The sequence below is a fragment of the Paraburkholderia domus genome (assembly GCF_905220705.1).
Taxonomy (GTDB): domain Bacteria; phylum Pseudomonadota; class Gammaproteobacteria; order Burkholderiales; family Burkholderiaceae; genus Paraburkholderia; species Paraburkholderia domus.
In genome coordinates this window covers 1-12977 of record NZ_CAJNAT010000023.1, presented here as the reverse complement: position 1 = coordinate 12977, position 12977 = coordinate 1, and the positions used below count along the sequence as shown (strand labels likewise).

Annotated in this window: 9 protein-coding genes; 3 read left to right on the top strand and 6 right to left on the bottom strand. The window is 62.6% G+C overall.

Annotation, left to right across the window (positions count from 1 at the left end; translation table 11 throughout):
- Window positions 1-38: 38 nt before the first annotated feature.
- The 6 genes from KHO31_RS28635 to KHO31_RS28610 all read right to left on the bottom strand — a co-directional run bounded on the left by KHO31_RS28635 (window position 39) and on the right by KHO31_RS28610 (window position 6337).
- Window positions 39-1109: an ABC transporter ATP-binding protein gene (locus tag KHO31_RS28635; protein ID WP_201121716.1), complete on the bottom strand. Its 1071-nt coding sequence runs from the start codon at window positions 1107-1109 to the stop codon at window positions 39-41.
- The gene (locus KHO31_RS28630) at window positions 1106-2101 is read right to left on the bottom strand and encodes an ABC transporter ATP-binding protein (RefSeq protein WP_201121718.1); all 996 of its coding nucleotides are present in this window, start codon (window positions 2099-2101) and stop codon (window positions 1106-1108) included. Before KHO31_RS28630 ends, KHO31_RS28635 begins: the two co-directional genes overlap by 4 nt.
- A gap of 1 nt (window position 2102) precedes the next feature.
- On the bottom strand, window positions 2103-3017 hold the full coding sequence (locus KHO31_RS28625) for an ABC transporter permease (RefSeq protein ID WP_236060763.1): 915 nt from the start codon (window positions 3015-3017) through the stop codon (window positions 2103-2105).
- Between the two features lie 3 nt (window positions 3018-3020).
- Window positions 3021-3959: an ABC transporter permease subunit gene (locus KHO31_RS28620; protein WP_211624632.1), complete on the bottom strand. Its 939-nt coding sequence runs from the start codon at window positions 3957-3959 to the stop codon at window positions 3021-3023.
- A 16-nt stretch (window positions 3960-3975) separates the two neighbouring features.
- Window positions 3976-5592 carry a peptide ABC transporter substrate-binding protein gene (locus KHO31_RS28615; RefSeq protein ID WP_211624630.1) on the bottom strand — a complete coding sequence of 539 codons (1617 nt, stop codon included), beginning with the start codon at window positions 5590-5592 and terminating at the stop codon, window positions 3976-3978.
- A gap of 172 nt (window positions 5593-5764) precedes the next feature.
- Window positions 5765-6337, bottom strand: coding sequence for a cupin domain-containing protein (locus KHO31_RS28610; protein ID WP_201077703.1), 573 nt, complete (start codon window positions 6335-6337; stop codon window positions 5765-5767).
- A gap of 1018 nt (window positions 6338-7355) precedes the next feature.
- Between KHO31_RS28610 and KHO31_RS28605 the strand changes: the two genes are divergently transcribed.
- The 3 genes from KHO31_RS28605 (at window position 7356) to KHO31_RS28595 (ending at window position 12854) form a co-directional block, all read left to right on the top strand.
- Entirely contained in the window at window positions 7356-8897 is a 1542-nt protein-coding gene (locus KHO31_RS28605) for a peptide MFS transporter (protein ID WP_201077756.1), read from the top strand.
- Between the two features lie 241 nt (window positions 8898-9138).
- Window positions 9139-10617 carry a MocR-like pyridoxine biosynthesis transcription factor PdxR gene (pdxR, locus tag KHO31_RS28600; RefSeq protein WP_211624629.1) on the top strand — a complete coding sequence of 493 codons (1479 nt, stop codon included), beginning with the start codon at window positions 9139-9141 and terminating at the stop codon, window positions 10615-10617.
- Between the two features lie 188 nt (window positions 10618-10805).
- Window positions 10806-12854, top strand: a complete 2049-nt coding sequence (locus KHO31_RS28595) for a bifunctional 2',3'-cyclic-nucleotide 2'-phosphodiesterase/3'-nucleotidase (protein ID WP_211624627.1) — start codon at window positions 10806-10808, stop codon at window positions 12852-12854.
- The last annotated feature ends 123 nt before the right edge of the window (window positions 12855-12977 follow it).

The following is a 12977-nucleotide window of genomic DNA, read 5'->3' as shown; positions in this document are numbered from 1 at the left end:
CGCCGGGGAATACGGTTTTAAGTGTTCAGACTGTTTCTTTAGCGATGCCCTAACGGCACTTCCTTCGAGGCGTCACTCACGCGTATGCACGCCACGCGTGTCGCGCTCGCACCGTACGTGACCGGCTGTGGAATCTCGCTGGCGCACGCCTCGATCGCATCCGGGCAGCGCGTGCGAAACGCGCAACCGGAGGGTGGGCTGAGCGGCGACGCAATCTCGCCGCGCAACAACAGATGACGGCGTGCGCGTTCCACCACCGGATCGGGCACTGGCACCGCCGACAGCAGCGCACGCGTATAGGGATGGCGCGGCGTGCCATACACATCGCGCTTATCGCCGAACTCCATCACACGTCCGAGATACATCACCAGCACGCGGTGGCTGATTGCCTTGACGACCGCAAGATCGTGCGCGACGAACAGCAACGACAGCGACAGCTCGCGCTGCAGATCGCGCAACAGGTTGACGATTTGCGCCTGGATTGAGACGTCGAGCGCCGACACCGGCTCGTCGCAGATCACCAGTTGCGGTTCGCCGATCAGCGCACGTGCAATGCCGACGCGCTGACACTGACCGCCGGAAAATTCATGCGGATAGCGGCGTAGATGCTGCGCATTGAGGCCGACGCGTTCGAGCATCGTCAGCACGCGCCGTTGCACGTCGGTGCGGGCAATATTCTGGCCATGCGTGAGCAAGGGTTCGGCGACGATCTGTTCGATCGTCATGCGCGGATCGAGCGAGGCGAGCGGGTCCTGGAAAATCATCTGCACGTCGCGTCGCAAGCGCGAGGTATCGCGGCGCGCGTCCGTCAGTACGGTTTCCTGGTCGAGCCAGCGCACGCTGCCGCTCGCCACCGGCGCGAGGCCGATGATTGCGCGCGCCAGGGTGGACTTGCCGCAACCCGATTCGCCGACGAGCCCGACGGTTTCGCCGCGCCGCACGCTGAACGACACGCCGTCCACTGCGCGCAGCGTTGCTTTGCCGGACCACGGAAAGCCGCCGCGCGGCACGCCGAATCGCACCTTGAGATTGTCGACCGACAAGAGCGTTGCCTGATTTTGATCCTGGCCTTGGCCTTGGGTCTTGTTTGCAATGGAAGTGGCGTTCATGCGTGTTGTACCTCCATGATTTCCTGCACCGGCCGATGGCATGCGCGCAACGCATGGGTAGCCGTCGGCGACGCCGTAAGCGCCGGTCGCGACTCGCGGCACCGATCGCTGCAATACGCGCAGCGCGGCGCGAATGCGCACCCCTCGCCGACTTCGCCGGGCAGCGGCGGATTGCCGGGAATGGTTTGCAGCGGACGGTCATCGTCGTCAGTCAGACGCGGCAGCGCGTTCAGCAGGCCGATCGTGTACGGATGCGTCGGCGCGGCGAACAACGTGGCGGCGTTCGCCTGCTCGACGGTCTGGCCGGCATACATCACCATCACGTCGTCGCACAACCCGGCCACGACGCCCATGTCGTGCGTGATCAGAATGATCGCGGTGCCGCGGTCGTGGTTCAGTTCGCGCAGCAATTCGATGATTTGCGCCTGCACGGTCACGTCGAGCGCGGTGGTCGGCTCGTCGGCGATCAGGATTTCCGGCTCGGAGAGCAGAGCCATCGCGATCATCACGCGTTGCCGCATGCCGCCGGAGAACTCGTGCGGATACATGTTGATGCGCCGCGCGGCATCGGGAATGCGCACCGTTTCGAGCGTTTCGATTGCGCGGCGGCGCGCTTCGCGGCGCGACATCTTGCGATGCAGTTGCAGCGTCTCGGTCATTTGCCGTTCGATCGTCAGGAACGGGTTGAGCGAGGTCATCGGGTCCTGAAAAATCATGCCGATACGATTGCCGCGAATTTTGTTCAACTCGGCTTCGTTCATCGTCAGCAGGTTTTCGCCGCGATAGGTCGCGGCGCCCGACACTTTGCCGTTGCCGGCCAGGAGGCCCAGGAGCGCCATCACCGTCTGGCTTTTGCCGGAGCCCGATTCGCCGACAATGCCGAGCGTGCGGCCCGCTTCGAGCGAAAACGATACGCGCTGCACCGCGTCGACGGGTGCGCCTTCGCGGCGTGTGAAACGCACGCTCAGGTCTTTGACTTCGAGTAGTGCCATGTCAGCGGTCCTTCGGATCGAATGCGTCGCGCAGGCCGTCGCCGACGAAATTCACGCAATACAAGGTGACGCACAGCGCCACCGCCGGGCACAGCAGCAGCCATGGCATTGATTCGAGCTTCTGCGCACCGTCCTGAATCAGCACGCCCCAGCTCGTCATCGGTTCCTGCACGCCGAGGCCGAGGAACGACAGCACGGATTCCGTCAGCACGATGTTGGGCACCGTCACGCTGGCGTACACCACCACCACGCCGAGCAGATTCGGCACGATGTGGCGCGCAATGATCGAACGCGAACTCACGCCGATGGCTCGGGCGGCGTCGATGAATTCGCGCGAACGCAGCGACAGCGTCTGGCCGCGTACCACGCGTGCCATGTCGAGCCACGAGAACGCGCTGATGGTCAGCACGACCAGATAGAACGCGCGGCCGAACATCGTCATCATCAGGATCGCGATCAGCATGTAGGGGATCGCGTACATCATGTCGACGATGCGCATCATCACCGCATCGACGCGGCCGCCCAGATAGCCGGCGGTGGCGCCATACGCCACGCCGATCAGTCCTGACACGAGCGTGCCGAGCAGACCCACTTCCAGCGACACGCGTCCGCCTTGCAGCGTGCGCGCGAGCAGGTCGCGGCCGAGTTCGTCGGTGCCGAACCAGTGCATGTTCGAGAGCGTGGGCGCGAGGCTGATGGCGCTCCAGTCGCTATCGATCGGATTGTTCGGCAGGAACCACGGACCGGCCACGCAGGCAATCACGATCAGCATCAAGATGACGAAGCCGGAAAACGCCGCGCGATTGCGTACGAAGCGCAGCGCGGCGGTAGCGAGCGGCCCGCGCGAACGCGGCGCCCTTGCGATGGCCACGAGCGGATCGAGCGCCGCGGCAGTCGATTGAATTGAGCGGGGCATGGATCAGTACCGGATGCGCGGATCGAGCCAGGCGTACGCCAGATCGACCAGCAGATTGAACAGGACGGCGACCGCGGTGGTCAGCACGACGAGGCCGAGCACGAGGGTGTAGTCGCGGTTGATCGCGCCGTTGACGACCAGTTGGCCGAGGCCGGGCAGCGCGAACACCGACTCGGTAACCACCGCGGCGGTGATCGACGAGATGCAGATCGAACCGAGCAGTGACACTACCGGCATCAGCGCGGGCTTCATCGCATGGCGCAACACGATCGTGCGTCCCGGCAGACCCTTGGCGCGCGCGGTGCGGATGAAGTTGCCCGACAGCACTTCGATCATGCTGCCGCGCATCACGCGAGCGATCGCTGCGACGTTGATGATGGTGAGCAGGACGATCGGCAGCACGCGATAGCGCCACTCGCCTTCGCCCCAACCGCCAGCGGGTAGCCACCCGTGGCCTTCGGAAGTCTTCAGCAGGATGGCAAAAATCCACACCAGCACGGGACCCAGCACGAACGGTGGCACCACGTTGCCGATATTGCCGAGCACCATCACCAGGTGATCGATGAAGCGGTCGCGCCGCACGGCGGCCAGCGTGCCGAGCGTGACGCCGATCACGACAGCGATCGGCACCGATACGCCGCCTACGCCGAGACTCACCGGCAATGCCTTCCACACCAGATCGTTGACCGACCAGTCGGCATAGCGGAACGACGGACCGAGGTCGCCGTGCAGCAGCGATCCGAGGTAGTGGATGTACTGCAGCCACAGCGGTTCGTCAAGGTGGTACTTGGCGTTGAGGTTCGCGAGCACGGCCGCCGACAGGTGTTTCTCCGTGTCGAACGGCCCGCCGGGGGTGAGGTGCAGCAGCAGATAGCACGCGGTGATCACGGCGAGAATCGTCGGGATCGCCCAGAGCGTGCGGCGCAGCGTATAGGCCAGCATGACAGTGCTCCCGCGCTTAGTGCTTGATCAGATACATGTCTTGCGTGGCGCGCTGGTCGACGTAATTGGTCGACGTGTAGCCGCCGACATACGACTTGACCAGCCGGTCCGCGGAATACTGGAAGAGCGATACCAGCGGGTAGTCGTTCATGGCCAGATTGTGCGCCTGCGTGAGCAGGGCAGTGCGCTTTGCGTCGTCGAGCTGCTGGTTGCCTTCATCGACCAGCTTGTCGACTTGCGGGTTGCAGTAGCGCTGATCGTTCTGCACGCTGTTGCAGCGGATCAGGTCGAAAAACGAGTTGGCGTCGTTGTAGTCGACAAACCAGCCGTCGCGCGAGGCCTGCACCTTGCCGTCGTGGCGTTGCTTGAGCAGTACCTTGTATTCGACGTTTTCGAGCTTGGCGGTCACGCCGAGCTTGGTGCGCCATTCCGACGTGGCGAATAGCGCGACCTTCTTGTGCAGGTCGTTGGTGTTGTAGGTGAGCGTGAACGTCAGCGGCTTCGCGTCCGAATAGCCTGCGTCCTTCAGCAGGTTGCGCGCGTAATCGACGCGCCTGGCCATCGGCCAGCTCGCCCAGTCAGGCGTGAAGACGTTCGCGCCTTCCGTGCCCTTGGCGATCAGGCCGTACGTCGGCAGTTCGCCGTCCGCGGTCAGACGCTTGGTCAGCAGGTCGCGGTCCAGCACCATCGCCAGTGCCTGGCGCACGCGCTTGTCCTTGAATGCCGGGTCTTCGTTATTCAGGCTGTAGTAGTACGTGGCGATCTGCACGCCGGTTTTCAGTTCGGAGCCGAACTGTTTGCTCACCTGCGCATAGATGCCCGACGGAATCGAGTACGTGTAGTCGAACTGGCCGGCCTGATACATGCGCATCGCCGTTTCGTCGTTTTCGATCGGCAGATAGGTCACTTTCGTGATCACGACCTTGCTGGCGTTCCAGTACGTGCTGCTTTTGGTCGCCACCAACCGGTTGCTTGGCTGCCAATCAGTGAGCGTATACGGGCCATTGCCGACGAAGTTGCCCGGGCGGGTCCAGTCGTTGCCGAATTTGGCGATTGTCTCGCGATTGACCGGGACCATGGCCGGCATGGCGGTCAGTTGCGGGAAGAAGGCGGCGGGTACTTCGGTGGTGACTTCCAGCGTGTACGGATCGACGGCGCGCGCGGCGAGACTCGAGAGCGGCGCCTTGCCGGCGAGAATCGCCTTGGCGTTCTTCACGAATTCGACCAGCACGGTGTACTTCGAACCCGTTTTCGGATCGAGCACGCGTTGCCATGCGTAGATGAAGTCAGCGGCCGTGACCGGCTGGCCATTGCTCCAGCGCGCGTCGTGGCGCAGCTTGAAAACCCACGTAGTCGGCCCGGTGCGCGTCCACGATTGCGCGACGCCTGGCACGATCGCGCCGGCCGCGTCGATGCGCGTCAGGCCTTCGAACATGTCGAGCGCGATCGTGTCGCCGGTCCAGGATTCAATATGCGCGGGGTCGAGCGATTCGGTTTCGGCCGGCACCTGGCGGGTCATCTCCTGGCTGGCAGCGAGGGTGACACCCGCAGGTACCGTGACGGCGAAGGCAGAGGGCTGAAACGTAAGGGCGAGCGCGGTCAGCGCCGTTGCATAGACGAACGGGGTTTTCATCGGTTGAGATCGCAGGAAAGGTCGAGAGAAGAACGCGCTGGCGCCAGGGCGCCCGGTTATCTGCGGTGCTCGGGCCGGGGAGGCCCTTGTTGTTTGTCCGACATGCAGGATTCCTTACATTTGGTAATGCAGGCAAACCCTGGCCGGATCAACCGGAAAAGGTGCCTGCTTTTTAGAACAGTCTCGGTGTACCGACCCAGACGACCACCGACTCGATACGAGCGGTATTCGCCCAGCTATGGGGCACCGTTGATTCGTAATGCGCGCTGTCTCCCGCGTGCAATAGGAACGTCTTGCCTTCCAGCGTCAACGACACTTCGCCGTCGATCACATACATAAACTCTTCACCGGCATGCGTGGTGACCTCGGAGCGCTTCTGCCCGGGCGGCATCCTCACGAGGATCGCTTCGAGCTGACGGCCGCCCGTCAGATTGGTCAACCGCGCGAACAGATTGGCCGAGTCCGCAAAACCGAAAAACTTCAAATCATCACCACGGCACACCGAGCGTTCTTCGCTTGGCGTGTCGACGAAATACTGCACGTTCACCCCGAGTGCGTGGGCAATCCCGGCCAACGAAGTGATGGACGGTGACGCCAGACCGCGCTCGACTTGCGACAAAAACGGTTTGGAAATACCCGCCGCTGTTGCCGTGTCATCCAGCGTGCGCTTGAGCCGTTGCCGTAGCGCGCGGATCTTGCTCCCAAGTTCGAGTGCCGGGTTGTTCTTTTGAATTGTCGTGACCATAGCAGGAGGAAATTAGCCCGTCAAAATTTGTTTGATATAAGTAAATATGGTTTGATTGCGGTCCAGGCCGGGGTGGCGGGCCGTTCAGCGCCCCGTCGTGCAAGGGACCACATTTCCGAGACAACGCTCTATGTTGCCAGAACCGAAATCTGCACCCGCCGTTTTGACCGGTAATCGAAGAGAAACTGGAAGCGGAGGCGGTAAAGACTGCAGTGCGCATAAGGAAGCGGAATTTATGCAAGTTGACTGCCAGGTGGCGTTAAAGCCATGACATCAAAGACTATTTTCAGCCACACGCGACTGCGCGACAAAGCGCTATGGCGTGTAACAACGGGTAATTGGCGTGGCATCAGTGAATTCCCTGAGTGACGAACCGTGCTTATGTTTGCAGAATCAGGCCCGCTTGGCGGTAGGCGCACGTGTTCGCAATACACGCGACGTCGTCGGCCGCTGTTTTTCATTCCGCGCGCAGCGATCCTGCGCGGCGGAGCATTGTCCGGCACGTTCCATCCGAACGCTGGCCGGCATAAGGACATGACTATCACTGCTGATTTTTCCTGCCACGGGCGTAGCGCCCGCTGCCTGGCGCGACCGCCGACTGCCGGCCGCCGGATGGCCGGCCCCCGGATCGCCGGCCGCCAGACCTCCATTTTCCGCGATGCTTTATCATTGAGCCCATTCCGCTTGCCGGAATTCGGGTCCGATGCGGCGCAGCGTCTCCCAATCCCCCAAGGGCACTTTCTTCGGGGCGGGGGACTTCCCTCGGGGCGCACCGCGTGGCGGGTCTCTATCCCATCCCCTGGTTTTTCTGCTGGTATTGGCGTCTCAGTTTGCAACTCAGTTTGCAAATGAGCGCGCAAATGAACATGTAGATGAGCGTGCCGCTGACTACGCATAGGCCTGTGCAAATGCGTGCGCCGCTTCGCGCATGGTCCGCTGACCGTTTTTCCAGATCCAGCTTTTCGCTGCGCGTGGGCCGCCCACGCGTAGCCGCAACCGTAAGAACACGAGGTACATGATGAATTCGTCCAATCCCCCAGGCGCACCGGTCTCGCAGACCCGTTCGTTCTCGACGGTCTTTCTGATCGAGTTGTGGGAGCGCTTTGGTTACTACGGGATGGCCGCGCTGCTGGTCCTGTTCATGATCGACAAGCTGAACTTCACCGACAGCCACGCCACCCTCACGTGGGGGGCGTTTACGGCGCTGGTGTACGCATCGCCGTCGATCGGCGGCTGGATCGGCGACAAGATTCTCGGCGCGCGCCGCACGATGATCTTCGGCGCCGGTGTGCTGGCAGCCGGCTATTTCATGCTGGCGCTGCCCAACGAGCAATTGAGCTATATGTACGCGTCGCTCGGCGTGATCGTGGTGGGTAACGGGCTTTTCAAGGCGAATGCCGCGAATCTCGTGCGCCGTATCTATGAAGGCGACGACGCGCGCATCGACAGCGCATTCACGATCTATTACATGGCAGTCAATATCGGCTCGACAGCGTCGATGCTCGCGACGCCGTGGATCAAGGATCATTGGGGCTGGCACACGGCATTCGCGGTCTGCTGCGCGGGCATGCTGCTGTCGGTGCTGAACTACTTCATCATGTTCCGCACGCTTGCGCATATCGGCTCCGCGCCGGACGCCGAACCGATCCGCTGGAAACGCGTCGGCGCGGTCGCGCTGGGCGGTATCGTGCTCGGCACGGCGACCATGTTCGTCCTGCAACACAAGGCGATCGCGGTGGCCTGCGTGTACACGGCCGGTGTCGCGATTCTGGCGATCTTCGGCTACATGCTGGTGAAGTGCGAACGCTCGGAGCGCTCGGGTCTCGTTGCCGCGCTGATCCTGACCGCGCAGGTGATCCTGTTCTTCGTGTTCTATGTGCAGATGTCGACGTCGCTCACGCTGTTCGCGCTGCGCAACGTCGATCCGCGCTTCATGCTGTTCGGCGAGACGCTGTTCACGTGGAGCGCCGCGCAGTTCCAGGCGCTCAATCCGATCTGGATCATGGTGATGAGCCCGGTGCTCGCGTTGCTCTATACGAAGCTCGCGAAGAGCGGCAAGGACGTGCCGGTGGCGGTCAAGTATGCGTTCGGCTTCGCGGTGGTGGCGGCCGGCTTCTTCGTGTATGCGGCGAGCGGCAACTACGCGGTGAACGGGCGCGTGTCGTCGTGGTTCATGGTGGGCGGCTACGGCCTGTATTCGCTCGGCGAATTGCTGGTGAGCGGACTGGGTCTCGCGATGATTGCACGCTACGTTCCGGCGCGGATGAGCGGCTTCATGATGGGCGCTTACTTCGTCGCAACCGGTGTGTCGCAATATCTGGGCAGCGTGGTGGCGAACTTCGCGCAGATGCCGGCGGGCAATATGGATCCGCTCGAATCGTTGCCGCTCTACACCAAGCTGTTTACGGGCCTGGGCTGGCTCGCGGCAGTGGGCGCGCTGGTTGCCGTGCTGCTGTTGCCGCTGATGCGCAAGTTGTCGCGTGAACATCAGCGTTGCAGCGACGAAACGCGTGAGAACGCGCGGCAAGCGGCTGCATTGAGCGGTGCTGTGGCGGAGTAATCTGCCGCCGCTTCGGAAGCGGCGCGAATGCGCCGCTCTCCGGCCACATGAAGCAGTATAGAAAGCAGTATAAAAATGGCGCGCCTCGCATCAGCGGGCGCGCCATTTTGCGTTTATGTGCAGCGCCCGCGCGTAGTTAGATTTACTCCGGCGATGGCGATGGCGGCGACGGAGGTAAGCTTACGGTTGGCATTGGTCTTTCCGAACAACCATTTCCCGGATATTTAAGGTAGCCACTCGGATGGAGATCCATATCGCGGTCGAAGGGCGTCACGATCTGTCCGGACAGATCTACCGGCAGTTGCGTGCCGGCATACTCGAAGGGCGACTCGCAGGCGGCACGCGTTTGCCGTCCACGCGCGATCTCGCCACACAGTTGGGCGTGTCGCGCAAGACCACGCTCGACGCATTCGAACGGCTGCTTTCCGAAGGCTATCTGAGCGCCCGCGCCGGTTCGGGCACCTTCGTCGCCGATGGTCTGGAGCGTCTGCCGGTGGAGCGCTCATCGCATGCGCTGGCCGCCGAGTCGGCGCGCGAGCGGGCAAAAGCCAAACCGAAAGCCGCGGCGCGCGCCCAGCCGCTGTGGGAGCAGATGCCCGAGGCGTTGCCCTTGCCTCGGCCCACGGTGGCCTCGCCGCACGATTTCGCCGGCGGCGCTACCGACAAATCGCTGTTCCCCTTCGACGTCTGGCGCCGCTGCGTGAATCACGCATTGCGCGTGCAAGCGCGCGGTCAGGGCACGTATCGCGACACGGCCGGCGAACAGGAATTGCGGCTCGCGATTTCGCGCTACCTGGCGTTCAACCGCGCGGTGGCGAGCAACTGGGACGACGTGATCGTCACGCAAGGCGCCCAGCACGCGCTCGATCTGATCGCGCGCATCACGTTGCGGCCTGGCGAAATCGCGGCGCTTGAAGACCCCGGCTATCCGCCTGCGCGGGCGTGTTTTACGGCGACGGGTGCACGCGTGGTGCCGGTGCCGGTGGACGCAGAAGGCCTGATCGTGAGCAAACTGCCGGACAAGGCGCGGCTCGTCTACGTAACGCCCTCGCATCAGTTCCCGCTCGGCATGCCGATGAGTCTGGAGCGGCGCGTCGAGTTGCTCGAATGGGCGCAGAAACGCGGCGCCGTGATCATCGAGGACGATTACGACTGTGAGTACCGCTTCGAAGGGCGGCCGATGGAGCCGCTGAAAAGTCTCGACCGAGCCGGTCTCGTCGCGTATGTGGGCACGTTTTCGAAGACGATTTTCCCGGAGTTGCGGGTTGGCTACGTGGTGCCGCCCGCCTCGCTTTTCGGGCCGCTCATCAAGGCCCGGCGGATCACCGACTGGCACGGTTGCACGCTCACGCAAACGGCGCTCGCGACCTTCATGCTGAATGGCGACTTCGCCAAGCATCTGCGGCGCATGCACAAGATCTATGCGGCGCGTCGCGCGATGTTGCTGAAGCATCTGCAGGGCGAACTCGCGCCGTGGTTCGATCCGATCGTGCCGGCTGCGGGCATCCACATGGCCTCGCGTCTGAAGGCGCCGTTGACCGAGGAGGTGCTGGTCAGCGCCGCGCGTGAAGCGTCGATCGGTTTGTATGGGCTCGCACCGTTTTATCAGCGCGTGAAGCCGCAGCCCGGCTTGATGTTTGGCTACGGCAACATTGCAGTCGAGCATATCGATGCGGCGCTGACCAGGCTCGCCGGCATTCTGCCGCGCCTCGCACGCTGACGACCCGCAGTGCGCACGAATATTACTTAAACCTATCTTTTGCCATACAAAGTATGGTCATAAAGCAATCGTAACCTTGCGCCTCTGTAATTGTTTGTAATGCAACGCCGGCCCGGATGGACCGGCACGACAACACAACAAACCGGAGGGTAGTAGGGATGCGAGTGACGTTTATGGCAGGAAAGCGGATGCGCACGCTTCGCGCGGTTGGCGCCCTGGGGGCAATTGGCGCGCTAAGCGCGATCGGCATCACGGCATGCAGTAGCAGCGACATTGAAACGCCGCAGTCGCAGCCACAAGTGGCGAACGGCACGAAGGCGACGCTCGCGTTGCTGGAAACCACCGACATCCACACCAATCTCCTCAGCTACGACTATTACAAGCTGGCCGAAGACAAATCGCTCGGTCTGGAGCGTACGGCGACGCTGATCGCGGCGGCGCGCAAGGAATTCCCCAACACGATGTTGCTCGACGACGGCGACACCATTCAGGGCACCGCGCTCGCCGACTACCAGGCGCAGGTCGCGCCGATTGATTGCAAGACGACGCTCGGCGTCTACAAAGTGATGAACCTGCTGAAGTACGACGCGGGCACCATCGGCAATCACGAATTCAACTACGGCTTGCCGTTCCTCGCCCAGGCAACCGGCAGCGCGTTCGACGTGCCGAACATGAGCCCGGTGGCGTCGCAACCGGTGTGCGCGGGGCCGACCTTTCCGCTGGTGCTCTCCAACGTGCTCGGCGCGAAATCGCAGCAACCGATTTTCAAGCCGTACGCGATCCTCGAGCGCACGTTGACCGCCACCACGCCCGACGGCAAGACCGTCAGCGCGCCGGTGAAAATCGGCGTGATCGGCTTTACGCCGCCCGCGATCATGGCGTGGGACAAACGCTGGCTGGACGGCAACGTCTACACGCAGGGGCTGGTGGAAAGCGCATCGAAGTACGTGCCGGAAATGAAGGCGAAGGGCGCGCAGATCATCGTCGCCATGTCGCATGGCGGGCTCGACAATTCGACCTATTCGCCGTCGATGGAGAACGGCAGCTACTATCTATCGAAGGTGCCCGGCATCGACGCGATGCTGATCGGCCACTCGCATCAGGTATTCCCCGACAAGAACAGCACGGTCACGCAATTCAATCTGCCGGGCGTCGACAAGGTGAAGGGCACCGTCAACGGCGTACCGACCGTGATGGCGAATTTCTGGGGCAAGCATCTCGGCGTGATCAAGCTCGCGCTGAACTACACGAACGGCACGTGGATGGTGGACCGCAATTCGAGCACGGCGGAAGCGCGCTCGATCCAGAACGCGGATAACAGCTACGTGGCGGTCGATCCGGCAATCTCGCAGGCGAGCGCGGCCGAACATAGCGCAACCATCAATTACGTGAAAACGCCGATCGGCTCGACCGATTTCCGCATGACCACCTACTTCGCCGACGTGGGCGACGTCTCGGCCATCGAGATCGTCAATCAGGCGCAGGCCGCCTACGTGCAGGACTACGTCAGCGCGAATCTGCCGCAATATGCGGGCATTCCGGTGTTGTCGGTGAGCGCGCCGTTCAAGAGCGGCTTTGGCGGCGGCAACGATTTCACCGACGTCGCGCAGGGCAACGTCGCGATCAATAACGCCGCCGACCTTTACCTGTATCCGAACACGATCTACGCGGTGAAGGTGACGGGCGCGGATCTGAAGGCCTGGCTCGAAACCGCGGCCAAGCGTTTCAACAAGATCGATCCGGCCAACACGGCGGCGCAGACGCTGGTCAGTACCTATCCGGGCTACAACTTCGACATGATCACGTCGAAGGATTTCAGCTACGAAATCGACGTGACGCAGGCAGTGGACAGCCGGATTCGCAACCTGAAATATCAGGGCGCGGCCATCTCGGATACGCAGTCGTTCATCGTCGCGACCAACAACTATCGCGCGAGCGGCGGCGGCAATTTCCCGGGACTGGACGGCAGCAAAACGATTTACGCGTCGCCGGATGCGAGCCGCGACGTCCTGATCGCCTACATCAAGAAGGTGCAAACCATCAAGGCGGCGAGCAACGGCAGCGACCGTAGCTGGCGCTTCACGAAGGTGGCGACGGCCGGACAGGTGACCTTCAAGGCGGCGCCGAACCTGGTGGCGCTCGCGCAGACCAACGGCATCACCAACGTCACCCAGCTCCAGGCCGACGACGGCACCGGCAAGGGGCTCGCGGTCTACTCGGTGAACCTTAACCAATGACGGCGCGCTTTTCTTGGAAGCATTCCAATCCCGCGTCGGGCTCGGCGTTGGCGGAGAAACGGAGATGCGGTATACCGGTGAACGGCAGCGCCGCAATGACCGACACGGCAATGGTGCATGCCT